Raw genomic sequence first — 23965 nt, forward strand, 5'->3', positions numbered from 1 at the left:
TAAAAGGTGGCCGGTAATAGTACGTGGGGATCCATGTCCGGGGTTCCCTGTGGGCATGAATTCCCGGTAACTCGCCCATGTCGGCGGCACCGCCCCCCGCATTGTCGTGACCAGGACCGAGAGGGCAGGATGACCGCATGACGCACGCGATGCTGAAAGGGTCGAACGTCCCGCTGGAGGCCACCACGGTGCGCACCGTGCTGCGCTGGACGCCCGGGCAAGGTGTCCCGGACGTGGACGCCTCGGCGCTGCTGCTGGGTCCGGACGGCCGTGTGCGCTCCGACGAGGACTTCGTCTTCTACAACCAGCCCCGGCACCCCTCCGGGAAGGTGTGGCGGCTCGGCAAGAAGCGGATCGCCGAGGGGCTGACGGACACGATCCAGACCGACCTCTCCGGGGTGGAGCCGGGGGTCGGCCGGATCCTGCTGGTCGCCTCCGCGGACGGGGTCGCCTTCGACCAGGTGCCGGCGCTGTGCGTCCTGCTGTACGACGCGGCGGTCGCCGACGGGGAGCCGCTGGCCCGGTTCGAGATCAAGCCGGAGACCGGCGCGGAGACGGCGCTGATCTGCGGTGAGCTGTACCGGCGCGGGGAGGGCTGGAAGTTCCGGGCGCTGGGTGAGGGCTACTCGAACGGGCTGAAGGGGCTCGCCACGGACTTCGGGATCTCGGTGGACGAGTCCGAGATGGAGGAGGAGCCGGCCCCGTCCCAGCCGTTGCCTCCGGAGCAGCCGACGGCCGCGGTTCCGGCACAGCCGCCCGCGTACGGCTATCCGCAGCCGATGTCGGCGCCGGCGGCTGTGCCGGGGGACCCGTACTTCCGGCTGCCGCCGCAGGGGCCGCAGTTCCTCGGGCGGTAGTCAGCCCGGGAAGCGACCGGTGGTCACCTGTCCACCTTCGTCTTGAAGCCCCTGCCCCACTGGAGGCCCCAGCCGTAGAGGCGGTCCAGTTCGCCCTGGAAGCCGTAGACGAACTTCACCTCGCGGCGGACGACCAGTTCGCCCTTGACGTTCTCGATCATGACCACGGCGCAGGAGCGGGCCTGGGGGTGGCGTTCGTCCAGGCCTATCTCGATGCGGGGGCCGTTGCTGGGGTAGAGGGTGACGATGGCGTGCGTACGGTCGAAGGCGGGGGTCTGGTCGTAGATGTAGACGAAGACCAGCAGTCTCTTCAGGGCGTCCCGGTGGTCGAGGTTGACGTACATCGTCTCACCGGACGCCGAGCCGAACCGGTCGTCGCCGCTGAGTTTGATGTACGGCGGTGCGTTGACGTCGCCGAGGTAGCCGCCGAGGGGCTGTACGACCCCCTTCGTACCGTCGGTCAGTTCGTACAGGCAGCCGAGGTCCAGGTCGACGTTGACCATGCTCTGGCCGTGCCCGAGGACCTCCGGCGGCTTCAGGGCCCTGAAGGGGTGCCGGAACAGGCTGGTGCGCTGGACTCCGTCCAGGTCGGAGGTCCGCATCCGCCAGGAGAGGTTGACGCGCAGGTGGCCGGTGGCCGCTTCCTGCTTGGTGAGGGACACCGTCTGGTGCCGCCTGGTCAGTTCTATGGCGTTGCTCGACGCGTTGCCCGAGTCGAAGTCGGCGGCGCGCCCGCCCAGCAGTCCGTCGAAGAAACCCATTCCCGCCCCCAGCTACCTGTTGTGACGCCGGCGGGGCGGCCGGCCGTGCCGGCCGCCCCGCTCAGAGCGTTCCTCACCGTCCGGGGTGTCACACCCCGGAGGAGACCTCGGCCTTCTCGTCGCTGCCCTCGCCCGCCGCGGCCAGGGCGCGGTTGCGACGGACGGAGGAGAGGAAGGACGCCGCGATCAGGACGACGCCGACGAGACCGGTGACGACCTCGTTGATCTCGTGCTGGATGGTGACCATCAGGATCACGGCGAGGGCGCCGATGGCGTAGTGGGCGCCGTGCTCCAGGTAGACGTAGTCGTCGAGGGTGCCCTGGCGGACCAGGTAGACCGTCAGCGACCGGACGTACATGGCGCCGATGCCGAGGCCGAGGGCCATCAGGACGATGTCGTTGGTGATGGCGAAGGCGCCGATCACTCCGTCGAAGGAGAAGGAGGCGTCCAGGACCTCCAGGTAGAGGAACATGAAGAACGCGGCCTGGCCGGCCAGGACGATCGCTGGCTTCCGCTTGCCGGTGCGGGCGGCCTCTTCCTCCTCCTCGTGCTCGCGCTCCTCCTCTTCCTCCAGCTTGTCCTCGAAGTAGCCGGAGAGGCCGCCGACGACCATGTAGGTGATCAGGCCGGCGATACCGGCGATCAGGACCGTCTGGGCCTTGTCCACGTGCGCGCCGCCGTGCTGGTGGGCGTGGGTGGCGAAGGTGAACGACGTGATCAGCAGGACGATCAGGGCGATGCAGACCGACAGCATGTCGACCTTGCCGAGCTTGGCCAGGGGCCGCTCGATCCAGCGCAGCCACTGGATGTCCCGGTCCTCGAAGATGAAGTCGAGGAAGATCATCAGCAGGAACATGCCACCGAACGCGGCGATCGCCGGGTGGGCGTCGGTGACGAGCTGCTGGTAGCGGTCCTTGTTGTTGAGCGCCAGGTCCACGGCCTCGATCGGGCCCATCTTGGCGCTGATCGCGACGATGACGACGGGGAAGACCAGCCGCATGCCGAAGACCGCGATGAGGACACCGACCGTGAGGAAGATCTTCTGCCAGAAGGCGTTCATCTTCTTCAGGATCCCGGCGTTGACCACCGCGTTGTCGAAGGACAGCGAGATCTCCAGGACGGCCAGGATCGCCACGATACCGAAGGCGGTCCACCCCCCGTAGAACGCCGCCGCGACCAGACCGAGCGCGGTGACCGCGAACGACCAGCCGAAGGTTTTCAGAAGCACTGGCTACCCCATCATGTGTGGGGGGCACCTCCCAGACGGAGTCCGGGGGAGGGTCTCCCCTGAGTCGTACCGAGTTTTACGAAACGTTGACTCCGAAGTCTAGAGCGATGCCCCGCAGACCCGACGCGTACCCCTGACCCACCGCTCGGAACTTCCACTCGCCCTGGTAGCGGTACAGCTCGCCGAAGATCATGGCGGTCTCGGTGGAGGCGTCCTCACTGAGGTCGTAGCGGGCCAGTTCCTGGCCGTCGGCCTGGTTGACGACGCGGATGAAGGCGTTGGAGACCTGGCCGAAGGTCTGCCCGCGCTCGTCCGCCATGTGGATGGAGACGGGGAAGACGATCTTCTCGCACTGCGGCGGCACCTTCGCGAGGTCCACCAGGAGCGACTCGTCGTCGCCCTCGCCCTCACCGGTGAGGTTGTCACCGGTGTGCTCCACGGAGCCGTCGGGGCTGGTGAGCTGGTTGTAGAAGACGAACCACTCGTCGCCCAGTACCCGGTTGCCGGCCCCGCACAGCAGCGCGCTGGCGTCCAGGTCGAAGGGGGCGCCGGTGGTGGACCGGGCGTCCCAGCCCAGTCCGATCATGACGTTGGTGAGGTTCGGTGCGGCCTTGGAGAGGGAGACGTTGCCCCCCTTGGCGAGTGTGACACCCATGACGCTGGTCCTCCCCTGGTGGTGCTTCCCTGGTTGTCCTGCACGTCCGGCGCCGCCCCTAAACGGGACGGCGCCGGTCTCACGGGCTGTACGGCCTCACACGCCGTTCGTGTCAGACGTTGACGCCGAAGTCCTGCGCGATGCCCCGCAGGCCCGACGCGTAGCCCTGGCCGATGGCGCGGAACTTCCACTCCGCGCCGTGCCGGTACAGCTCGCCGAAGACCATGGCGGTCTCGGTGGAGGCGTCCTCGCTGAGGTCGTACCGGGCGATCTCCTGCCCGCCGGCCTGGTTCACGACGCGGATGAAGGCGTTGCGGACCTGGCCGAAGGACTGCTGGCGGTTCTCGGCGTCGTAGATCGACACCGGGAACACGATCTTTTCGACGTCGGCCGGGACACCGGCCAGATTGACCTTGATCTGTTCGTCGTCGCCCTCGCCCTCACCGGTGAGGTTGTCACCGGTGTGCTCGACCGAGCCGTCGGGGCTCTTGAGGTTGTTGAAGAAGACGAAGTGCTGGTCGCTGATGACCTTGCCGAAGTTGTTCAGCAGCAGCGCGCTGGCGTCGAGGTCGAAGTCCGTGCCGGTCGTCGTGCGCACGTCCCACCCCAGGCCGACGATGACGGCGGTCAGGCCCGGGGCCTCCTTCGTCAGCGATACGTTGCCGCCCTTGCTGAGGCTGACTCCCACGGGTCCTCCATGTGGTGTTCGGGGGCGGGGAGCCCCGTCGTGCTTCGGATATGGGATCAACGTGCCGATCCTAGTGACGGGTTCCCGCGCCCCGCAGACCCTGGACCCGAAGAATCACAGGTGTCGCCCGCGGCCCGCTCACAGGGTGTCGAGCGCCTTCACGTAGTCGTTCAGGTCGCGGGCGTCCGGCAGGCCGTTGACCACGGTCCACCGCACGACACCCTCCTTGTCGATCACGAAGGTGCCCCGGACGGCACAGCCCTTGTCCTCGTCGAAGACGCCGTACGCGCGCGAGGCGTTGCCGTGCGGCCAGAAGTCGCTCAGCAGGGGGTACTCCAGGCCCTCCTGCTCGGCGAAGACGCGCAGGGTGTGGATGGAGTCGTTGGAGACGGCGAGCAGCTGGGTGTCGCGGTCCTCGAACTTCGGCAGGTTGTCGCGCAGCTCGCACAGCTCGCCGGTGCACACGCCGGTGAAGGCGAAGGGGTAGAAGAGCAGGACCACGTTCTTCGCGCCGCGGAAGTCCGAGAGCTTCACGGTCCGGCCGTGGTTGTCCTTCAGCTCGAAGTCGGGTGCCTTGTCGCCGACCTGGATCGCCATCGTCGTGCTTCCCTTCGGTGGGCTGTTCGGATGAGAGCGCTGAGGCTCGGTTCCACCCTACGCAGCGGTCACCGGGGACTCCCGGACGGGCTGGGGCGATATCCAGCCCGTCCGGCGTCCGAGGACGGTCACCTCTTGGACTTGGCCGCCTTCGGCGTCGCCAGCCGGCTGCCGCTCCAGTCCTTGCCGACGCTGACGCTCTTCGAAGCGGTCAGGCCGGCCGTCGTGGCGGCGTCCTGGATGTCGCTCGGCTCCACGTACCCCGGACGGCCGGTCTTCGGCGTGAGGAGCAGGATCGCGCCGCCCTCTTCGATGTACGTGGTGGCATCCACCAGCGCATCCGTCAGGTCGCCGTCGTCGTCACGGAACCACAGCACAACGGCGTCGGCCACGTCGTCGTAGTCCTCGTCCATGAGGTCGCCTGCGATGGTTTCCTCGATGACCTCGCGGAGCTCCTGATCGACGTCGTCGTCGTAGCCGATCTCCTGGACCACCTGCCCGGGCTGGAACCCCAGCCTGGCGGCAGGGTTCGTCCGCTCCTCCGCGTGGTCCGCGGTCGCGCTCACGGGTTGCCTCCTGATCATGTCTTGGTAAGTATCTCAGCCACGCGCGTGCGCGAAGCATTGGCCGTAGTCCACACGGGCGGGGCGGATCGCGCAAGTACCCGGCCGTCGGGACCGCCGAAACGGTGACGATCCCGGCCGTGTCGCCGCAACTCCCAGCACCGTATCTCGATTCCGCGCCCCCCACATCACGCCGATGCGCCCGGTTTGTCACGTTCGGAATCATCCAGCGTTACGTCACTCGAACAACTTTGCCAAACACGTCACACCCCGGGCGTATCGTTGCGTTTTGACCGGTACAGATGACGGTGCGGATGACGTACGCCTTCCCGAGGTACACGATGGGGAACGGTGTAGGCAAGTGCAACAACTGGCCCTCTGACAGGTAAGGAACAGCGTGGCTTCCGGATCCGATCGCAATCCGATCATCATTGGCGGCCTTCCGAGTCAGGTTCCTGACTTCGATCCCGAAGAGACCCGGGAGTGGCTCGACTCCCTGGACGCCGCCGTCGACGAGCGCGGCCGGGAGCGGGCCCGCTACCTCATGCTCCGTCTGATCGAGCGCGCCCGCGAGAGGCGCGTGGCCGTACCCGAGATGCGCAGCACGGACTACGTCAACACGATCCCCACCAAGAGCGAGCCGTTCTTCCCGGGCAACGAGGAGATCGAGCGCAGGATCCTGAACGCGACCCGCTGGAACGCGGCCGTGATGGTCTCGCGCGCCCAGCGCCCGGGCATCGGCGTCGGCGGCCACATCGCCACCTTCGCGTCCTCCGCGTCGCTGTACGACGTCGGCTTCAACCACTTCTTCCGCGGCAAGGACGAGGGCGACGGCGGCGACCAGGTCTTCTTCCAGGGCCACGCCTCCCCCGGCATCTACGCGCGCGCGTACCTGCTCGACCGGCTCACCGAGGCGCAGCTGGACGGCTTCCGGCAGGAGAAGTCGAAGTACCCCGACGGCCTGTCCAGCTACCCGCACCCGCGCTCGATGCCGGACTTCTGGGAGTTCCCGACGGTCTCCATGGGCCTCGGCCCGCTCGGCGCGATCTACCAGGCGCGGATGAACCGCTACATGCAGGCGCGCGGCATCGCCGACACCTCCCGGTCGCACGTGTGGGCGTTCCTCGGCGACGGCGAGATGGACGAGCCGGAGTCGCTCGGCCAGCTCTCCCTGGCCGCCCGCGAGGGCCTGGACAACCTGACCTTCGTGGTCAACTGCAACCTCCAGCGGCTGGACGGCCCCGTCCGCGGCAACGGCAAGATCATCCAGGAGCTGGAGTCGGTCTTCCGGGGCGCCGGCTGGAACGTGATCAAGCTGATCTGGGACCGCACCTGGGACCCGCTGCTCGCGCAGGACCGGGACGGCGTGCTGGTCAACAAGATGAACATCACGCCGGACGGCCAGTTCCAGACGTACGCCACCGAGTCCGGCGCGTACATCCGCGAGCACTTCTTCGGTGACGACCTGCGCCTGCGCGCGATGGTCGAGAACATGACCGACGAGCAGATCCTGCACCTCGGCCGCGGCGGCCACGACCACCGCAAGATCTACGCGGCGTTCACGGCGGCCAAGGAGCACAAGGGCCAGCCGACGGTCATCCTGGCCAAGACGATCAAGGGCTGGACGCTGGGCCCGAACTTCGAGGGCCGCAACGCCACGCACCAGATGAAGAAGCTGACGGTCGACGACCTCAAGCGCTTCCGGGACCGTCTGCACCTGCCGATCTCCGACAAGGAGCTGGAGTCCGGCCTGCCGCCGTACTACCACCCGGGCCGGAACTCGGAGGAGATCCAGTACATGCACGACCGCCGCAAGGGCCTCGGCGGTTACGTCCCGACCCGCGTCGTCCGCTCCGAGCCGCTCGCCCTGCCGGACGCCAAGGCGTACGCGACCGTGAAGAAGGGCACGGGCCAACAGTCCATCGCGACGACCATGGCCTTTGTGCGCCTCCTCAAGGACCTCATGCGGGACAAGGAGATCGGCAAGCGCTTCGTGCTGATCGCACCGGACGAGTACCGCACGTTCGGCATGGACTCCTTCTTCCCGAGCGCGAAGATCTACAACCCGCTCGGCCAGCAGTACGAGTCGGTCGACCGCGAGCTGCTCCTGGCCTACAAGGAGTCGCCGACCGGCCAGATGCTGCACGACGGCATCTCCGAGGCGGGCTGCACGGCGTCGCTGATCGCGGCGGGCTCGGCGTACGCCACGCACGGCGAGCCGCTGATCCCGGTGTACGTCTTCTACTCGATGTTCGGTTTCCAGCGCACGGGTGACCAGTTCTGGCAGATGGCCGACCAGCTGGCGCGTGGATTCGTCCTGGGTGCGACCGCCGGTCGTACGACCCTGACCGGTGAGGGCCTCCAGCACGCGGACGGCCACTCCCAGCTCCTGGCCTCCACCAACCCGGCGTGCGTGGCGTACGACCCGGCGTACGCGTACGAGATCGCGCACATCGTGCAGGACGGCCTGCGCCGGATGTACGGCAGCTCGGCCGAGCACCCGCACGGCGAGGACGTCTTCTACTACCTCACCGTCTACAACGAGCCCATCCAGCACCCGGCCGAGCCGGCGGGCGTGGACGCCGAGGGCATCGTCAAGGGCGTCTACCGGCTCAAGCAGGGCACGACCGGCTCCGTCCCGGCGCAGATCATGGCGTCGGGCGTGGCGGTCCCGTGGGCCCTGGAGGCGCAGCGGCTCCTCGGCGAGGAGTGGAACGTCAGGGCCGACGTGTGGTCCGCGACCTCCTGGAACGAGCTGCGCCGCGAGGCCGTGGAGTGCGAGGAGTACAACCTGCTGCATCCGGAGGAGGAGCAGCGGGTGCCGTACGTGACGCGGAAGCTCGGTGGCGCCGAGGGGCCGTTCGTGGCCGTGTCCGACTGGATGCGATCGGTTCCGGACCAGATCGCGCGCTGGGTGCCCGGTACGTACCAGTCCCTGGGCGCCGACGGCTTCGGCTTCGCCGACACCCGGGGCGCGGCGCGCCGGTTCTTCCACATCGACGCCCAGTCGATCGTGGTGGCGGTGCTGACCGAGCTGGCCCGCGAGGGCAAGGTCGACCGCTCCGTACTCAAGCAGGCCATCGACCGCTACCAGCTGCTGGACGTCTCGGCGGCGGACCCGGGAGCGGCGGGCGGCGACGCGTAGCCGGTGCCCTCGGCTTCGGCCGACCAGGGTGGTGAGGGTCGTGGGGATCCGCGGACCGGGTGAGGTTGATCGCGCAGTTCCCCGCGCCCCTGACGGGGCGCCGCCCTTACGGTTTCTTTACGATTGTCGGCATGGATCAAGTGTCGGCGCAGGCTCGGTGGGAGGGGCGTACGCAGCGGCCGTTGTTGGCGCTCGCGGTGGCGTTCGCGGTGGCCTACGCGGTCCCGATCGTGGACGCCCCCGCCGGTCACTCCCTGACGGCCGTGTGCACGGGTGTCGAGTGGGTGGTGTGGGCGGCGTTCGCCCTCGACTACCTGGTCCGGCTGGCCCTCGCCCCGCACCGGCGGGACTTCGTCCGACGGCACTGGCCCGACCTGTGCGCGGTGGTCCTGCCGGTCCTGCAACCGCTACGGCTGCTACGGCTGGTGTCCACGCTGCTGCTGGTCGGCCGGCGGGCGCGGATGGCCCCGCAGATCCGGCTGACCACCTATGTCGTGGGGGCCGTGGTCGGTCTGCTGATGTTCGGGTCGCTCGCGGTGCTGTCCGTGGAGCGGGAGGCGCCGGACGGGAACATCCGGACACTGGGTGACGCCGTGTGGTGGTCGTTCACGACGATGACGACCGTGGGGTACGGGGACCACGCGCCGACGACCGGGCTCGGACGGATGATCGCCGTCGGCCTGATGCTGTCGGGGATCGCGCTGCTCGGTGTCGTCACCGCGAACATCGCCGCGTGGTTCATCTCGCGGTTCGAGAAGGACGACGTGGAGGAGCGGCGGCAGACCGAGGCCATCGCCGCCCTGGCCGAAGAGGTACGGCTGCTGCGGGCGGAGGTGGCCCGGTTGGCCGAACAGCAGCGCCCCGACGGGGGTGTGGAGAACCGCGCGAGCGGCCACGACGTGCCCGCGACCGCCAACGCGCCCACGCCCCTGCGGCGGGACGCCGTCGGCTAGAGGAGCCCGTGGCCCCACGTCGCCGCGCCCGCCAGGGCGATGATGGCGAGCAACGTGTCGATCGCGCCCAGGATCAGGGCGACCAGTGCGGGGACGTTGCCGTCGTTGGACCATGCGCGGCCCATCGACTGCCAGCCGCAGAACATCGCCACCGGGCCCAGGACGATGCCCAATGCGAAAAATCCGGCCACGGCACAGATCGTGCCGATGATCCCGAGCGTCGCACGGTCCGGCCCGGTCCGCTGCCACGTTCGGCCGCGTGACCGGGGGTACCCGCTCGTTCCTCGCCCGAAGCCCGCCATCATCAACTCCTTGAGGCGAATGGACAGTTCGGCTTCGGTGTGCGGGTACCCCGGTTCCGCGTCGGCAGACCTGCGCGCGCTGCCCCCTCCAGCAGCGCGCGCCGCGGTCCGGCGTCCTCCCATGCCCTGCGGAGGACTTGACCCACTGTGACCTGCGGCGCGCGCCGGGGCGAGCGATCTTCAACGGAGTCACCCTGATAGGGGAACTCCGCCGGGAGGGGACTCGAGAACCCGGGCTCAGATGTGGCCCATGCCCGCGCCCGCCTCCGCGTTCGCGCCCCGCTTGGTGAACAGCGCGACGAGGACCGCGACCAGCGCCACGCCGGCCGCGACCAGGGAGGCGAGGCTCATGCCGGAGATGAAGGTGTCGTGGGCGACGGCGGTGATCTTCGCGACGATCGGCCCCGGCATGTCCTTCGTCACCGGGGCCACGCCGACCTGGACCGCCTCGGAGGCCTTGTCGAGCTGATCCGGGGTCAGCTTCGGCAGCCCCGCGTCCGCCCAGTTGCCCGGCAGATCGCGGTCGACCTTGGAGGCCATCACCGCGCCCAGCACCGCCGTACCGAGGCTGCTGCCGATCTGCATGGCCGCCTGCTGGAGGCCGCCGGCCACGCCGGACAGCTCCAGAGGGGCGTTGCCGACGATGACCTCGGTGGCGCCGACCATGACCGGTGCGAGGCCCAGGCCGAGCAGCGCGAACCACAGGGACATCAGACCGCTGCCGGTGTCGGGCTCCAGCGTCGACATGCCGTACAGCGCGACCGCGGTCACGGCCATGCCGAAGGCCAGCGGGACGCGCGGGCCGAGCTTGGTGATCGCGGTACCGGCGAGCGGCGAGCCGACGATCATCATGCCGGTGAGCGGCAGCAGGTGCAGGCCGGCGTTGACGGGGCTCAGTCCGTGGACGTTCTGGAGGTAGAACGTCACGAAGAACAGGCCGCCCAGGAAGGCGATGGCCATCAGGACCATCAGGACGACACCCGCCGACAGGGCCACCGAGCGGAACAGGCCCAGCGGGATCAGTGGTTCGGTGACCTTCGTCTCCCAGAAGGCGAAGAGGACGAACAGGGCCACGGACACGACCATGAACACCCACGTCTTGCCGTCGCCCCAGCCCCAGGTCGGCGCCTTGATGAGCGCCCAGACCAGGCAGAACATCGCGCCGGACAGCAGGGCGATGCCGAGGAGGTCGAAGGAGCGCGGGGCGTTCTCGGCCCGGTGGTCCAGCAGGATCACGGTGCCGAGGAGCAGCGCGAGGGCACCGACCGGCACGTTGATGAAGAAGACCGACTGCCAGTTGACGTGCTCGACGAGGACACCGCCGAGGATCGGGCCGCCCGCCGTGGACGCGCCGATCACCATGCCCCACACACCGATGGCCATGTTCAGCTTCTCGGCCGGGAAGGTGGCCCGCAGCACGCCGAGCGCGGCCGGCATCAGCAGCGCGCCGAACAGGCCCTGGAAGACCCGGAAGGTGACGACGGCGGCGATGGAGCCGGACAGCCCGATGGCACCGGACGCGACGGCGAAGCCGGTCACGCCGATGAGGAAGGTCTGCCGGTGGCCGAAGCGGTCACCGAGCTTGCCCGCGGTGATCAGCGTGACCGCGAGGGCGAGGAAGTAGGCGTTGGACACCCACTGCACGTCGGCGAAGGACGCGTTGAGGTCGTCGCGGATGGCCGGGTTGGCGATGGCCACGATGGTGCCGTCGAGGGCCACCATCATGACCCCTACGGCGACGGTGAGGAGGGTGAGCCACGGGTGGCCGCGCAGGCCCGTGGCCGACGGGGGCCCCGACGGGGCCGCCGGCGCCTTGCCCCCCGGCCCCGGCGCGTCGACGGTGGTCTGACTAGTCATACTTCTCAGGCTAGTGACAGTCGCTGACAGTTGACAAACCAATTCACTCGTCGGTTACTGACACGACAGCGGCGCATAGGCTGGGCCGGCCGGACACGCACAGGAGAGAGGCCATGGAGACGCTGCGCGAGCGCAAGAAGCGGCGTACACGGGAATCGCTGCTGCGGGCCGCTCTCGAACTGTTCACCACGCAGGGGTACGAGCACACGACCGTCGACGAGATAGCCGAGGCCGTCGACGTCTCGCAGCGCACCTTCTTCCGCTACTTCGCGGGCAAGGAGGAGGTGGCCTTCGCGGTGCAGAACATCACGGAGGCGGCGTTCGTGGCGGCCGTCCGCGCGCGTCCGCCGCACGAGGCGCCGATGAAGGCCCTGCGGCAGGCGTTCCTGGAGGGCTGGGACGCGATCCGCGAGACCGTCGAGTCGATCGTCCCGGTCGAGCTGTACCTGCGCATGTACCGGACGATCGAGTCGACGCCCGCGCTGCTCGCCGCCCATCTGCGCCGGTCGGCGGCGACCGAGGAGACGATCGCCCGCCTGCTGGCCGAGCGGGAGGGCGTCGACGTGGACACCGATCCGCGCCCCCGGCTGGCGGTGGCCGTCTTCGCCGCGGTGATCCGGGTCACCGAACGGCAGTGCTGCGTGCGCGAGGACTTCGGCCCGGAAGCGCTCCGGACGCTCAGCGCGGCGCACCTCGATCAGGTGGGTTCGGCGCTCACGGGTAACTGGCGCGGCGCCTGAGACCGTTGGCAGAGCGCCGGGACGGTGTCCGGCGGATCGCCGGACACGGTGTTCGGTTACCGCCGAAACGTGATCCCTGTCACTCGGTTACCGCGAGACCCTCCCGTTCTCCTAGTGTGTCCTCCCAGTGACTTCCTTCGACACCTCCCCGCAATGGAACGTCTGGCGCGCACTGCTGGCGCTGGCCGTCGTGTTCGTGATGCTCGCGACCACCGGCTGGACCGCCCTGCGCAGTCACCGGGAGTCGACAGCCCTTCAGGCCTCGCTCACCAAGTGGGAGCACGGCCGCCTCCACGGCCTCGGCCTGCCGGACCCCGAAGCAGCGCCGTCCCGGCTGGCCCGCTTCTTCGCCTCGCTCACCCCGCACGACCGCGACCGCCTCGCCCACCGCTATCCGCTGGCGGTCGGCAACATGAACGGCGCGCCCGTCTCCCTGCGCTACCGGGCCAACCGCATCGCGCTGGCGCAGGCGCGCCGGGTCGAGCGCAAGCGTCTGCACGACAGCCGGCTCAGCACGGCGGGCCAGCAGGACGCGGCCCGCCGGATGGACCGCTACGCGTCCCTGCTGAACCCCGGCCGGCACATCCTGGCCTTCGACCCCGAGGGTTCGGGCCGGGTCGCCGAGGTCTTCGGCGACCTCTCCAGGGCGCAGCGGATCTCGGTCGTCGTCCCCGGCGTCGACACCGACCTGCTCACCTTCCAGCGGACGAACCGCAAGTACAGCGCTCCGGTCGGCATGGCCGAGGCCCTGTACGCGGCCGAGCGCGAGGCGAGCCCGAAGACCCGTACGGCCGTGATCGCCTGGGCCGACTACACCTCCCCCGACGGGCTGGGGGTGGACGCGGCCACCGGACTGCGCGCCGAGGAGGGGGCCGTACGGCTGAACGCGCTGCTGCGCGCGCTGCCCGGCCGGGCCCCGGTGTCGATGTTCTGTCACAGCTACGGCTCGGTGGTCTGCGGGGTCGCCGCACACGGCATGCCCCGCCGGGTCGCCGACATAGCGGTGGCCGCGAGCCCCGGCATGCGCGTCGGCAATGCCTCCCACCTGGGCACGACGGCCCGGGTGTGGGCCATGCGGGACGCCAGTGACTGGGTGCAGGATGTTCCGTACCTGGAGCTGGGCGGTCTCGGCCACGGCGCCGACCCGGTCTCCTCGGCGTTCGGGGCGCGGGTGCTGTCGGCCCGGGACGCCCAGGGGCACAGCGGTTACTTCCAGCCCGGCACGGACAGTCTGCGCAACCTCGCCGACATCGGCGTGGGCGCGTACGACGCGGTGACGTGCGCACGGGAGAACGATGCGTGCCGGTCCGGTCTGTCCGGCACGGTGACGGCCGGACGCGCGTAGAAACAGCAGGAAGTGCGGTCTGCGCGGGTGGCGACGGAGGAGCACGTGCCGCATACGATGAGCCGCATGGGTGACGTACTGGCGGGTTTTCATGCCGTCTGGGAGTTCGAGTCCGACTCCGTGCTCATCCGTTACGAACGGGGGATTCGAACACCGAAGCTGTTCCAGGCACTCGGCGAGCGCCGGATCCCGCTGTCCGCGGTCGAGGGCGTGACCCTCACCCCGGGCAAGCGCGGCACGGTCGTCCTGCGCCTGACGCCACGTCCGGGCGCCGATCCGCTGATGGAGGCGGCCGACGGCCAGTTGAAGGAGGGCTCCGACCCCTACCGGCTGGTGCTGCCGGCCGAGCGGGAGACCCTCGCCGAGTACTACGCCGACGAACTGAAGGGCCTGCTGACCGAGTCGGGGCCCGCCGAGCGGCATCTGGTGGCGGCGCCCGAGGCGCCGTTGCAGTTCAAGGCGTACGACGGGAAGGCGTCCTTCGACGGGACGTCCGTGCAGTTCCGCTGGTCCTGGACCGGGGCGTCGTCGGCGAAGTGGAAGGCCGGCGACCAGAGCTTTCCGGTGACCGGGCTGAGCGGGGTGGAGTGGCGGTCGCCGGAGGTCTTCGAGGGGCACCTGCGGCTGGTGCCCCGCGATCCGGGCTCCGCGCGGTCCGCGCAGCCGGACCAGGATCCGGCGTCGGTGGTGTTCGGCCTGGGGTACGGGCCGGTGCACGAGTCACTGCCGTTCGCCGCGGCGGTGCTGGCGGCGGTGCGGACGCGGGGGCCGGTACCCGCCGTACCGGCCCCGGCCCGGCGTGACCCCGCCGACATCGCCGAACGGATCCGGCACCTCGGGGAACTGCACCAGGCGGGGCTGGTCACCGACGAGGAGTTCTCCTCCAAGAAGGCCGAGTTGCTGGCCGAGCTGTAGCTACCGCTCGCGACCGTAGAAGCTGATCTTCTTGTCCAGGACGCCCAGGGTGTCGTGGAGTTCCGCGATCCGGGACAGGACGTCCCTGCGGGTCGACTCCAGCAGTTGACGGCGTTCCGCGAACGTGTGGTCGCCCTCCCTGACGAGTTCCGCGTAGCGCACCATGTCCGCCACCGGCATGCCGGTCAGGCGGAGCTTGGTCACGAAGTCCAGCCAGTCCAGGTCGCGGTTGCTGTAGCGGCGCTGGCCGGTGTGCGAGCGGTCCACGTGCGGCATCAGCCCGATCCGCTCGTACCAGCGCAGCGTGTGCGCGGTGAGGCCGGTGAACGCGACGACCTCGCTGATCGTGTAGCGGTCCTGGCCGTCGGGGCGGGGGTGCCGCCGGGGCGGGGCGGAGCAGATGTCGGCGGGGGTGGCGTGCTCGGTGGCCGCTGGCGTGGTCTGCATCACCGTCATGCCCCCACGCTATGGCCTTGGAGTGGACTCCAAGCAAGCGGGTTCGCCGAGAAATCCGCAGGACGGCACCCGGGGCGGCTGATTAGCGTGCGGCCCATGAGTCTTGTACGCCGGGCCCGGCCCGAGGACGCCGCCGAAGTGTTGCGACTGCGCCAGGTGATGATCGACTCCCTGTGGAGCGCGGGAGGTTCCGGGTCGACCGAGTGGCACGCGCAGTCGCTGCCGGCGCTGCGGGAACGGCTCGCCGAGCAGGACGGGGACTTCGCCGCGTTCGTCGTGGAGCATCCCGGACGGCCGGGGGCGCTGGCCGCGCTGGTGGCGGGAACGGTGGAGTACCGCATCGGCAAGGCCGGGAACCCGCGGGGGCGGGTCGGGCACGTCTTCAGTGTGGCGACCGACCCGGACGCCCGCAGGCGCGGGTACGCGCGTTCGTGCATGGAGGAGCTGCTGGGCTGGTTCCGGGCGCGGGGTGCCGGGCACGTGCTGCTGAACGCCTCGCCGGAGGCCGAGCCGCTGTACACCTCCCTGGGCTTCACCCGGGACCCCGACCCGTCGATGCGGCTGCTGCTGTGAGCCGCATAGGCTCGGAGGCATGTCGTTGCAGAGCCTGGCGCTGATCGAGAACTGGCCCGTCCCCACCGCCGCGGCGGGTGTCGTACGAGCCGACGGGACCGTCCTCGGGACGCACGGTCCCGTCGGACACCGCTTCCCGCTGGCCTCCGTCACCAAGCCGCTGGCGGCCTACGCGGCGCTCGTCGCGTACGAGGAGGGGGCGATCGAGCTGGACGAGCCGGCCGGACCGCCCGGGTCGACGGTCCGTCACCTCCTCGCCCACACCTCCGGGCTCGCCTACGACGAGCACCGGGTGACGGCCCCGCCCGGGGAGCGGAGGCTGTACTCCAACGCCGGGTTCGAGCAGCTCGGGGACCACATCGCCAAGGCGACGGACATCCCGTTCGCGGAGTATCTGCGGCAGGCGGTGCTGGAGCCGCTGGGGATGGCGTCGACGTCGCTTCAGGGGTCGCCGGCGAGGGACGGGGTGTCGACGGTCGGGGACCTGCTGCGGTTCGCGGCGGAGGTGCAGGCGCCGAGGCTGCTGGACCCGCGGACGGTGGCGGCGGCGATGACCGTGCAGTACCCGGGGACGAAGGGGGTCCTGCCGGGATACGGCCACCAGAACCCGAACGACTGGGGGCTGGGCTTCGAGATCCGCGACGGGAAGTCCCCGCACTGGACGGGGAGTTCCTCCTCACCTCGCACCTTCGGGCATTTCGGGCAGTCCGGGACGTTCCTGTGGGTCGACCCGGCCGTCGGGCTCGCCGGGGTCGCCCTGACGGACCGGGCGTTCGGCCCGTGGGCGGTCGAGGCGTGGCCGGCCTTCACGGACGCGGTGCTCACCGAGCTGCGCGGCTAAGCCGTCATCTCCCACAGCAGCAGCTCCGCCGGTGTGGCCGCCACCGCCTCCAGGCCCTCCGCCCCTGTGATCCTCGCCGCATCGCCGGGGCCCAGCTCCTCCCCCGCGAGCCGGACCTCGCCCCGCACCACGTGCGCGTACACGTACGCCGCGTCCGGGACGGCGGTCCGCTCACCGGGGTCCAGTCGGCGCACGTGGAGCATCGCGCCCGCCGCCGGCACCGCGTACGGCGTGGAGTCGGCGATGCCGGTGACGAGGTCGTAGGAGGGGTCGCCGCCGGGCTCGCGTGGCGTCAGCCACATCTGTACGAAGGTCAGGGGGACGTCCCCGTCGTTGCGCTCGACGTGCCGTACGCCCGCCGCCGCGCCGAGGTGCTGGACGTCCCCGGGCCGGACCCGCGTCTCGTGCCCCGTGGAGTCACGGTGGGTCAACTCCCCCTCGACCACCCACGTGACGATCTCGGTGTGGCTGTGCGGGTGTTCGTCGAACCCGGCGCCGGGCGCGAGCCGCTCCTCGTTGCAGGCGATCACCCCGCCGAAGCGGAGGTTGTCCGGGTCGTAGTGCGGGCCGAAGGAGAAGGCGTGCCAGGTGTCGATCCCGCCCTCGGGGTCCCCTCCGCGATAGCGCTCACCGGCGCGCCGTACGTCCATCACGGCACCACGGTAGCCGGGCCGGGCGCACAGGACCCGACTCGGGGCAAGGGCCCACCATCGCCCACCGTCCTTACGCGTCGGCCGCGAGGGAGGCGCCCCCGGAGGCGACCGAGCCGTCAAGCACAGCCCCGGCGGCGCACGGGCCCGGCCCGATAAGGCAGTCTTGTCCCCGTGCCCGAACCCGAATCCCACAACGGCGATCCCGCAGCCCACGACGTCCATCAGCACGCCGCGACCCTGAAGCGACTGGAGAAGTCCTCCGGGAGCCTGGCCGCGCAGGCCATCGCGCGCATGGACGAGACCCTGCCGTGGTACCGGGCCATGCCCCCGGAGAACCGTTCCTGGATCGGCCTCGTCGCCCAGGCGGGCATCGCGGCGTTCACCGAGTGGTTCCGGCACCCGGACGCGCCCCAGGCGATCTCCACGGACGTCTTCGGGACCGCGCCGCGGGAGCTGACCCGGGCCATCACGCTGCGGCAGACCGTGGAGATGGTGCGGACCACCATCGAGGTCATGGAGTCCGCCATCGACGAGGTGGCGGCGCCGGGCGACGAGAGCGTGCTGCGCGAGGCGCTGCTCGTGTACGCCCGGGAGATCGCCTTCGCCACCGCCCAGGTGTACGCCCAGGCCGCCGAGGCACGGGGTGCCTGGGACGCACGGCTGGAGTCGCTGGTGGTGAACGCGGTGCTGAGCGGTGAGGCGGACGAGGGGGCCGTCAGCCGGGCCGCCGCGCTGGGCTGGAACTCGCCGGAGCACGTGTGCGTCGTGCTCGGGACCGCGCCGGACGGGGACAGCGAACTGACGGTGGAGGCCATCCGGCGGGCCGCCCGGCACGCCAAGCTCCAGGTGCTCACCGGGGTGCTCGGCGACCGGCTGGTCGTCGTCGCGGGGGGCAGCGCCAATCCGCTCGCCGTGGCCAGGTCGCTGATCGGGCCGTTCGCCGCCGGGCCGGTCGTCGCGGGGCCCGTCGTACCCGATCTGCTGGCCGCGACCCGGTCCGCGCAGGCCGCCGCCGCGGGGCTGAAGGCGTGTTCCGCCTGGCAGGACGCGCCGCGCCCGGTGCTGGCGGACGATCTGCTGCCGGAGCGGGCCATCGCGGGTGATCCGAGCGCCCGCGAACAACTGGTGGAGGAGATCTACAGACCGCTGGAGGAGGCGGGCTCGGCGCTCCTGGAAACACTGAGTGTGTACCTGGAGCAGGCGAGCAGCCTGGAAGGCGCGGCGAGAATGCTCTTCGTTCACCCGAACACCGTGCGCTACCGGCTCCGACGTGTGACTGACGTCACCGGATGGTCGCCTTCGGATGTACGATCCGCGTTCACACTACGGATCGCGCTCATCCTGGGGCGTCTGGTCGACGCCGAATCCCAGGCATAGGGTTTTGTCGGAGGCCCACAAAAGCCCTTCGTGTTCTTCGTCCCTGTCCTCACGGGCGGCCGTGCCCGTCCCCAAGAGAGAGTGTGAGAGTGCTCGTACTCGTCGCTCCCGGCCAGGGCGCTCAGACGCCCGGCTTCCTGACCCCCTGGCTCGAACTGCCCGGTGCCGCCGACCGCGTCGCCGCCTGGTCGGACGCCATCGGACTGGACCTCCTGCACTACGGCACCCAGGCCGACGCCGACGCCATCCGGGACACCGCCGTGGCCCAGCCGCTGCTCGTGGCCGCCGGCCTCCTGTCCGCCGCGGCACTCGGTGACATCAACCCCGGCGCGGTCGCCGGGCACAGCGTCGGTGAGATCACCGCCGCCGCCTTCGCCGGTGTCCTGGACGACACGGCCGCCCTCGGCCTCGTCCGCAAGCGGGGTCTGGCGATGGCCGACGCCGCCGCGGTCACCGAGACCGGCATGGCGGCGCTGCTCGGCGGCGACCTGGAGACCTCCCTGGCGCACCTGGAGAAGCTGGGCCTGACCCCGGCGAACATCAACGGCGCGGGCCAGATCGTCGCCGCCGGCACGCTGGAGCAGCTCGCCGCGCTGGCCGAGGACAAGCCCGAGGGCGTGCGCAAGGTCATCCCGCTGAAGGTGGCCGGCGCCTTCCACACCCGTCACATGGCGCCCGCGGTCGAGACGCTGGCCACGGCCGCGGCGGCGCTGTCGCCGGCCGACCCCAAGATTCCCTACGTCTCCAACAGGGACGGCGAGACCGTCGCGTCCGGTGCCGAGGTGCTGGAGCGGCTGGTCGGCCAGGTCGCCAACCCCGTGCGCTGGGACCTGTGCATGGAGACGTTCAAGGAGCTGGGCGTCACCGCGCTCGTCGAGGTGTGCCCGGGCGGCACCCTGACCGGCCTGGCCAAGCGGGCCCTGCCCGGTGTCGCGACGCTGGCCCTGAAGACCCCCGACGACCTCGACGCGGCCCGCGCTCTGCTCGCAGAGCACGCCGGTGCCTAAGGAGCCGTACATGGCGAAGATCAAGCCCAGCAAGGGTGCCCCGTATGCGCGCATCCTCGGCGTCGGCGGCTACCGGCCGACCCGGGTCGTGCCCAACGAGGTGATCCTGGAGAAGATCGACTCGTCCGACGAGTGGATCCGCTCGCGCTCCGGCATCGAGACCCGGCACTGGGCGGGCCCGGAGGAGACCGTCGCCGCGATGGCGATCGAGGCCTCCGGGAAGGCCATCGCGGACGCCGGCATCGACGCCGAGCGGATCGGCGCGGTGGTCGTCTCGACCGTCTCGCACTTCAGCCAGACCCCGGCCGTCGCCACCGAGATCGCCGACAAGCTCGGCACGGACAAGGCCGCCGCCTTCGACATCTCGGCCGGCTGCGCGGGCTTCGGCTACGGCCTGACCCTCGCCAAGGGCATGGTGGTGGAAGGTTCCGCCGACTACGTGCTCGTGATCGGCGTGGAGCGGCTGAGCGACCTGACCGACCTGGAGGACCGGGCGACCGCGTTCCTGTTCGGTGACGGCGCCGGCGCGGTCGTGGTCGGCCCCTCGAACGAGCCGGCGATCGGCCCGACCGTGTGGGGCTCCGAGGGCGACAAGTCCGAGACCATCAAGCAGACCGTCTCCTGGGACCGGTTCGCCGTCGGTGACGTCTCCCAGCTGCCCCTGGACAGCCAGGGCAACATCAAGTTCCCTGCGATCACGCAGGAGGGCCAGGCGGTGTTCCGCTGGGCCGTGTTCGAGATGGCGAAGGTCGCCCAGCAAGCGCTGGACGCGGCCGGAATCACCGCGGACGACCTGGACGTCTTCATCCCGCACCAGGCCAATGTGCGGATCATCGACTCGATGGTGAAGACACTGAAGCTGCCGGAGCACGTCACGGTCGCCCGTGACATCCGCACCACCGGCAACACCTCGGCCGCCTCGATCCCGCTCGCGATGGAGCGGCTCCTGGCGACCGGGGAGGCGAAGAGCGGCGACACCGCGCTCGTCATCGGATTCGGGGCGGGTCTCGTCTACGCCGCCACGGTCGTTACCCTCCCCTAGGCACTCCGTGCCGGATCATGCGATCCGGCAGGGGAACCACTGCCACAAACCGTCTGGATTATCGAAGAAGGAGCGCCTGACATGGCCGCCACTCAGGAAGAGATCGTCGCGGGTCTCGCCGAGATCGTGAACGAGATCGCCGGGATCCCCACCGAGGACGTCCAGCTGGACAAGTCCTTCACCGACGACCTGGACGTCGACTCGCTGTCCATGGTCGAGGTCGTCGTCGCCGCCGAGGAGCGCTTCGACGTGAAGATCCCGGACGAGGACGTCAAGAACCTCAAGACGGTCGGCGACGCGACCGAGTACATCCTCAAGCACCAGGCCTGAACCACCCCTTAGGCCGCAGGCTGCAAGCCCCGCCACCCGGCGGTGGCGCCGTAATCCCCGCAGACGCGGGGGTAGTCCTCCCGTATCCGTTGGAGAAAGAATTCCCGTGAGCCCGACCAATCGCACCGTGGTCGTCACCGGTATCGGCGCAACCACACCGCTGGGTGGCGACGCAGCCTCGACCTGGGAGGCCCTCGTCGCCGGCACGTCCGGCGTCAGCCTGCTGGAGCAGGAGTGGGCGGCGCAGCTGCCGGTCCGGATCGCCGCGCAGATCGCCGTCGAGCCGGGCGAGATCATCCCCCGCCCGCAGGCCCGCAAACTGGACCGGTCCGCGCAGTTCGCGCTGATCGCCGCTCAGGAGGCCTGGAAGGACGCCGGCTTCACCGCCAGGGCCGGTGAGGACTCGTCCATCAACCCGGACCGTCTCGGCGCGGTCATCGCCTCCGGCATCGGCGGCGTGACGACCCTGCTGGACCAGTACGACATCCTCAAGGAGAAGGGCGTACGCCGCGTCTCCCCGCACACCGTGCCGATGCTGATGCCCAACTCCCCGGCGGCCAACGTCGGGATCGAGCTGGGTGCCCGCGCCGGTGTGCACACCCCGGTCTCGGCCTGCGCCTCGGGCGCGGAGGCCATCGGGTACGCGATCGAGATGATCCGCACCGGGCGTGCGGACGTGGTCGTGGCCGGTGGTACCGAGGCCGCCATCCACCCGCTGCCCATCGCCGCGTTCGGCAACATGATGGCGATGTCCAAGAACAACGACGATCCGCGGGGCGCCTCGCGTCCCTACGACGCCGGCCGGGACGGCTTCGTGCTCGGTGAGGGCGCCGGTGTGATCGTCCTGGAGTCCGAGGAGCACGCGAAGGCCCGCGGCGCCCGGATCTACGCCGAGGCGGTCGGACAGGGCATCTCCGCCGACGCGCACCACATCACGCAGCCCGAGCCGTCCGGCAACGGGATCGCGCACGCGTTGCAGAACCTGCTGGACAACACGGATCTGAAGCCGGCCGAGATCGTGCACGTGAACGCGCACGCCACCTCGACGCCGCAGGGTGACGTGGCCGAGATCAAGGCGCTGCGGAAGGTGTTCGGCGACGACGTCGACCACATGGCGATCTCCGCGACCAAGTCGATGACCGGTCACCTGCTGGGCGGTGCCGGTGGTGTGGAGACCGTCGCGTCGATCCTGGCGCTGGTGAACCGTACGGCTCCGCCGACCATCAACGTGGACAACCTCGACCCCGAGGTCAACGCGGACGTGGTCGTCGGTGAGGCGCGGGCCCTGCCCGAGGGCCGTATCGCCGCGCTGAACGACTCGTTCGGCTTCGGCGGGCACAACGTGGTCCTGGCGTTCCGGACGATCTGAGAAACACGCCGAAGGGCCCTCACCAGCTGGTGAGGGCCCTTCGGCTGTGTCCGGTACGTGCGCGACGTCACACCACTTGGTGCAGCCAGCGGACCGGGGCGCCCTCGCCGGCGTAGCGGAACGGCTCCAGTTCGTCGTCCCAGGGCTTGCCCAGGAGCTTGGCGATCTCCGCCTCCAGGTCGGTCTCCCCTTGCTTGGACCGCGTCAGCGCGGCGCGCAGGCGGTCCTCGGGGATCAGGATGTCGCCGTGGATGCCGGTGACGGCGTGGAAGATGCCGAGGTCGGGGGTGCAGCTGTAGCGCTCGCCCTCGGCGGTCGCGCAGGGCTCGGCGGTGACCTCGAAGCGCAGCAGGTGCCAGCCGCGCAGCGCCGAGGCGAGTTGGGAGGCGGTGCCGGCCTGGCCCTGCCAGGAGAACTCCGAGCGCCAGGTGCCGGGGGCCGCGGGCTGCCGGATCCAGTCGAGGTTGACGCGCGTGCCGAGCACCCCGGCGACGGCCCACTCGACGTGCGGGCACAGCGCGCGCGGCGCGGAGTGCACGTACAGAACTCCACGTGTCGTCACCGGAACCTCCGGGCAGAGCGGGACATCTTGCGGACTGGCTGGGCGGCAGTGGCGCGACGGCCGCGTTGATGGCGAGGCTACCTTGCGGCGGGGCAAGGAGTGTGACGTACGGTCGGTCCCGGTGCCAGGAAACCGCCGCCATTCACCCAGGGGGACGCTTGTGCGGGGGTGCGCCGTTCCCGGGGCGCCTGGCCGGGAACCCTCGCACGTTGTCAGGGGAGCCGGTGCCTACCGTCGAACGAGGGGAACAGCAGGGATGCGGAAGCGAAGCCACCGTGTACGGGCCGTTCTCGCCGTCGTGGCGGCCGTGCTGCTGGGCGCCGCCGGATGTGCCGACGGGGCGGGGAGCGCGCCGGCGCCGGCGGGCACCGAGGCGGGCGCGGCCCGGCTCCCGGTGTGGGACCGCAGCCCGGACTCGATCGCCGCGGTGGGCGACTCCATCACGCGCGGCTTCGACGCGTGCACGGTGCTGTCGGACTGCCCGGAGGTCTCGTGGGCGACGGGCAGCGACGCCAAGGTGGACAGTCTGGCGGTGCGGCTGCTGGGCGTGACGGGGGCGGCGGAGCGGAGCTGGAACTACGCGGTGACGGGCGCCCGGATGGCGGACCTGCCCGAGCAGATGGAGCAGGCGGTCTCCCGGCGCCCGCAGTTGGTGACGGTGATGGTGGGGGCGAACGACGCCTGCCGGGCCTCGGCGTCGGCGATGACCCCACTGGCCGACTTCCGCGCGGACTTCGTGGAGGCGCTGCGCACGCTGCGCTCGGCGCTGCCGAAGACGCAGGTGTACGTGGCGAGCGTGCCGAACCTGAAGCGGCTGTGGTCGGAGGGCCGGACGAACCAGTTGGGCAAGCAGGTGTGGAAGCTGGGCATCTGCCCCTCGATGCTGGGGGACGCGGACGATCTGACCAGCGCGGCGATGCTGCGCCGGGACTCCGTGCAGCAGCGGGTGGTGGAGTACAACCAGGTGCTGAGGGAGGTCTGCGCCAAGGACCGCCGCTGCCGCTTCGACGGCAACGCGGTGTACGACTACCGCTTCGGCACGGACCAGCTCAGCCACTGGGACTGGTTCCACCCCAGCAAGGACGGTCAGGCGCGGCTGGCGGAGATCGCGTACCGGAGGATCACGGCGGGAAATCCGTGACCTAGGGT

At 70.3% G+C, this 23965-nt stretch carries 25 protein-coding genes; 14 read left to right on the plus strand and 11 right to left on the minus strand.

Going from position 1 to position 23965, the window contains the following annotated elements:
* The first annotated feature begins 137 nt into the window (after positions 1-137).
* Positions 138-857 carry a TerD family protein gene (locus tag IE273_RS00670; RefSeq protein WP_189813147.1) on the plus strand — a complete coding sequence of 240 codons (720 nt, stop codon included), beginning with the start codon at positions 138-140 and terminating at the stop codon, positions 855-857.
* A gap of 23 nt (positions 858-880) precedes the next feature.
* Here IE273_RS00670 and IE273_RS00675 read toward each other — a convergent pair whose 3' ends face one another.
* The 6 genes from IE273_RS00675 to IE273_RS00700 form a co-directional block, all read right to left on the minus strand.
* Positions 881-1618 carry a TerD family protein gene (locus IE273_RS00675; RefSeq protein ID WP_189813148.1) on the minus strand — a complete coding sequence of 246 codons (738 nt, stop codon included), beginning with the start codon at positions 1616-1618 and terminating at the stop codon, positions 881-883.
* Between the two features lie 88 nt (positions 1619-1706).
* Positions 1707-2846 (minus strand): DUF475 domain-containing protein, encoded by a 1140-nt coding sequence (locus IE273_RS00680; protein ID WP_189813149.1) that lies wholly within the window; start codon positions 2844-2846, stop codon positions 1707-1709.
* Positions 2847-2922: 76 nt separating this feature from the next.
* Entirely contained in the window at positions 2923-3501 is a 579-nt protein-coding gene (locus IE273_RS00685) for a TerD family protein (RefSeq protein ID WP_014672464.1), read from the minus strand.
* Between the two features lie 112 nt (positions 3502-3613).
* Positions 3614-4189 (minus strand): TerD family protein, encoded by a 576-nt coding sequence (locus IE273_RS00690; protein ID WP_189813150.1) that lies wholly within the window; start codon positions 4187-4189, stop codon positions 3614-3616.
* A 138-nt stretch (positions 4190-4327) separates the two neighbouring features.
* Positions 4328-4786: a peroxiredoxin gene (locus tag IE273_RS00695; RefSeq protein WP_189813151.1), complete on the minus strand. Its 459-nt coding sequence runs from the start codon at positions 4784-4786 to the stop codon at positions 4328-4330.
* A gap of 128 nt (positions 4787-4914) precedes the next feature.
* Positions 4915-5352, minus strand: coding sequence for a DUF3052 domain-containing protein (locus tag IE273_RS00700; RefSeq protein ID WP_189813152.1), 438 nt, complete (start codon positions 5350-5352; stop codon positions 4915-4917).
* 394 nt (positions 5353-5746) lie between these two features.
* On the opposite strand from IE273_RS00700, the gene aceE reads away from it, so the two are divergent.
* Positions 5747-8494 carry a pyruvate dehydrogenase (acetyl-transferring), homodimeric type gene (gene aceE / locus IE273_RS00705; protein WP_189813153.1) on the plus strand — a complete coding sequence of 916 codons (2748 nt, stop codon included), beginning with the start codon at positions 5747-5749 and terminating at the stop codon, positions 8492-8494.
* Positions 8495-8625: 131 nt separating this feature from the next.
* Positions 8626-9447, plus strand: coding sequence for a potassium channel family protein (locus IE273_RS00710; RefSeq protein ID WP_229887026.1), 822 nt, complete (start codon positions 8626-8628; stop codon positions 9445-9447).
* On the opposite strand, the gene IE273_RS00715 is transcribed toward IE273_RS00710, so the two are convergent.
* Entirely contained in the window at positions 9444-9752 is a 309-nt protein-coding gene (locus IE273_RS00715; RefSeq protein WP_189813154.1) for a small hydrophobic protein, read from the minus strand. The genes IE273_RS00710 and IE273_RS00715 overlap by 4 nt on opposite strands.
* Positions 9753-9986: 234 nt before the next feature.
* Positions 9987-11474 carry an MFS transporter gene (locus tag IE273_RS00720; protein ID WP_373309294.1) on the minus strand — a complete coding sequence of 496 codons (1488 nt, stop codon included), beginning with the start codon at positions 11472-11474 and terminating at the stop codon, positions 9987-9989.
* Positions 11475-11719: 245 nt separating this feature from the next.
* On the opposite strand from IE273_RS00720, the gene IE273_RS00725 reads away from it, so the two are divergent.
* From IE273_RS00725 to IE273_RS00735, 3 genes are all read left to right on the plus strand, one after another.
* Positions 11720-12346: a TetR family transcriptional regulator gene (locus IE273_RS00725; RefSeq protein WP_189813156.1), complete on the plus strand. Its 627-nt coding sequence runs from the start codon at positions 11720-11722 to the stop codon at positions 12344-12346.
* 127 nt (positions 12347-12473) lie between these two features.
* The gene (locus IE273_RS00730; RefSeq protein ID WP_189813157.1) at positions 12474-13691 is read left to right on the plus strand and encodes an alpha/beta hydrolase; all 1218 of its coding nucleotides are present in this window, start codon (positions 12474-12476) and stop codon (positions 13689-13691) included.
* Between the two features lie 66 nt (positions 13692-13757).
* Entirely contained in the window at positions 13758-14606 is an 849-nt protein-coding gene (locus IE273_RS00735; RefSeq protein WP_189813158.1) for a DUF4429 domain-containing protein, read from the plus strand.
* On the opposite strand, the gene IE273_RS00740 is transcribed toward IE273_RS00735, so the two are convergent.
* Entirely contained in the window at positions 14607-15062 is a 456-nt protein-coding gene (locus IE273_RS00740) for a MerR family transcriptional regulator (RefSeq protein ID WP_189813159.1), read from the minus strand.
* Between the two features lie 96 nt (positions 15063-15158).
* On the opposite strand from IE273_RS00740, the gene IE273_RS00745 reads away from it, so the two are divergent.
* Together IE273_RS00745 and IE273_RS00750 are read left to right on the plus strand one after the other, a co-directional pair.
* The gene (locus tag IE273_RS00745; RefSeq protein ID WP_189813160.1) at positions 15159-15635 is read left to right on the plus strand and encodes a GNAT family N-acetyltransferase; all 477 of its coding nucleotides are present in this window, start codon (positions 15159-15161) and stop codon (positions 15633-15635) included.
* A gap of 19 nt (positions 15636-15654) precedes the next feature.
* The gene (locus IE273_RS00750; protein WP_189813161.1) at positions 15655-16476 is read left to right on the plus strand and encodes a serine hydrolase domain-containing protein; all 822 of its coding nucleotides are present in this window, start codon (positions 15655-15657) and stop codon (positions 16474-16476) included.
* On the opposite strand, the gene IE273_RS00755 is transcribed toward IE273_RS00750, so the two are convergent.
* Positions 16473-17126, minus strand: coding sequence for a pirin family protein (locus IE273_RS00755; protein WP_189813686.1), 654 nt, complete (start codon positions 17124-17126; stop codon positions 16473-16475). The genes IE273_RS00750 and IE273_RS00755 overlap by 4 nt on opposite strands.
* Before the next feature lie 174 nt (positions 17127-17300).
* Between IE273_RS00755 and IE273_RS00760 the strand changes: the two genes are divergently transcribed.
* From IE273_RS00760 to fabF, 5 genes are all read left to right on the plus strand, one after another.
* A complete protein-coding gene (locus IE273_RS00760) occupies positions 17301-18506 on the plus strand; it encodes a PucR family transcriptional regulator (protein WP_189813162.1) in 1206 nt (401 codons plus the stop codon).
* An 89-nt stretch (positions 18507-18595) separates the two neighbouring features.
* Positions 18596-19513, plus strand: coding sequence for an ACP S-malonyltransferase (locus tag IE273_RS00765; RefSeq protein ID WP_189813163.1), 918 nt, complete (start codon positions 18596-18598; stop codon positions 19511-19513).
* A 10-nt stretch (positions 19514-19523) separates the two neighbouring features.
* Positions 19524-20555: a ketoacyl-ACP synthase III gene (locus tag IE273_RS00770; RefSeq protein WP_189813164.1), complete on the plus strand. Its 1032-nt coding sequence runs from the start codon at positions 19524-19526 to the stop codon at positions 20553-20555.
* An 81-nt stretch (positions 20556-20636) separates the two neighbouring features.
* A complete protein-coding gene (locus tag IE273_RS00775; RefSeq protein ID WP_014672482.1) occupies positions 20637-20885 on the plus strand; it encodes an acyl carrier protein in 249 nt (82 codons plus the stop codon).
* 106 nt (positions 20886-20991) lie between these two features.
* The gene (gene fabF / locus IE273_RS00780) at positions 20992-22254 is read left to right on the plus strand and encodes a beta-ketoacyl-ACP synthase II (RefSeq protein WP_189813165.1); all 1263 of its coding nucleotides are present in this window, start codon (positions 20992-20994) and stop codon (positions 22252-22254) included.
* A gap of 67 nt (positions 22255-22321) precedes the next feature.
* Here fabF and IE273_RS00785 read toward each other — a convergent pair whose 3' ends face one another.
* The gene (locus IE273_RS00785; protein WP_041665147.1) at positions 22322-22816 is read right to left on the minus strand and encodes a DUF3145 domain-containing protein; all 495 of its coding nucleotides are present in this window, start codon (positions 22814-22816) and stop codon (positions 22322-22324) included.
* Between the two features lie 256 nt (positions 22817-23072).
* Between IE273_RS00785 and IE273_RS00790 the strand changes: the two genes are divergently transcribed.
* Positions 23073-23957, plus strand: coding sequence for an SGNH/GDSL hydrolase family protein (locus tag IE273_RS00790; protein WP_189813166.1), 885 nt, complete (start codon positions 23073-23075; stop codon positions 23955-23957).
* Positions 23958-23965: the final 8 nt, after the last annotated feature.

This window comes from Streptomyces olivaceoviridis (assembly GCF_014650115.1).
Lineage (GTDB): Bacteria > Actinomycetota > Actinomycetes > Streptomycetales > Streptomycetaceae > Streptomyces > Streptomyces olivaceoviridis.

Excerpts from the sequence above, each read along its gene's own strand:
- IE273_RS00735 (WP_189813158.1), top strand. The coding sequence starts at position 13,758 with ATGGGTGACGTACTGGCGGGTTTTCATGCCGTCTGGGAGTTCGAGTCC.
- IE273_RS00775 (WP_014672482.1), top strand. The coding sequence starts at position 20,637 with ATGGCCGCCACTCAGGAAGAGATCGTCGCGGGTCTCGCCGAGATCGTG.
- IE273_RS00745 (WP_189813160.1), top strand. The coding sequence starts at position 15,159 with ATGAGTCTTGTACGCCGGGCCCGGCCCGAGGACGCCGCCGAAGTGTTG.
- IE273_RS00695 (WP_189813151.1), bottom strand. The coding sequence starts at position 4,786 with ATGGCGATCCAGGTCGGCGACAAGGCACCCGACTTCGAGCTGAAGGAC.
- IE273_RS00670 (WP_189813147.1), top strand. The coding sequence starts at position 138 with ATGACGCACGCGATGCTGAAAGGGTCGAACGTCCCGCTGGAGGCCACC.
- IE273_RS00750 (WP_189813161.1), top strand. The coding sequence starts at position 15,655 with ATGTCGTTGCAGAGCCTGGCGCTGATCGAGAACTGGCCCGTCCCCACC.
- IE273_RS00790 (WP_189813166.1), top strand. The coding sequence starts at position 23,073 with ATGCGGAAGCGAAGCCACCGTGTACGGGCCGTTCTCGCCGTCGTGGCG.
- IE273_RS00675 (WP_189813148.1), bottom strand. The coding sequence starts at position 1,618 with ATGGGTTTCTTCGACGGACTGCTGGGCGGGCGCGCCGCCGACTTCGAC.
- IE273_RS00685 (WP_014672464.1), bottom strand. The coding sequence starts at position 3,501 with ATGGGTGTCACACTCGCCAAGGGGGGCAACGTCTCCCTCTCCAAGGCC.
- IE273_RS00715 (WP_189813154.1), bottom strand. The coding sequence starts at position 9,752 with ATGATGGCGGGCTTCGGGCGAGGAACGAGCGGGTACCCCCGGTCACGC.
- IE273_RS00770 (WP_189813164.1), top strand. The coding sequence starts at position 19,524 with ATGGCGAAGATCAAGCCCAGCAAGGGTGCCCCGTATGCGCGCATCCTC.
- IE273_RS00720 (WP_373309294.1), bottom strand. The coding sequence starts at position 11,474 with ATGATGGTGGCCCTCGACGGCACCATCGTGGCCATCGCCAACCCGGCC.
- IE273_RS00725 (WP_189813156.1), top strand. The coding sequence starts at position 11,720 with ATGGAGACGCTGCGCGAGCGCAAGAAGCGGCGTACACGGGAATCGCTG.
- IE273_RS00755 (WP_189813686.1), bottom strand. The coding sequence starts at position 17,126 with ATGGACGTACGGCGCGCCGGTGAGCGCTATCGCGGAGGGGACCCCGAG.
- IE273_RS00710 (WP_229887026.1), top strand. The coding sequence starts at position 8,626 with ATGGATCAAGTGTCGGCGCAGGCTCGGTGGGAGGGGCGTACGCAGCGG.
- IE273_RS00740 (WP_189813159.1), bottom strand. The coding sequence starts at position 15,062 with ATGACGGTGATGCAGACCACGCCAGCGGCCACCGAGCACGCCACCCCC.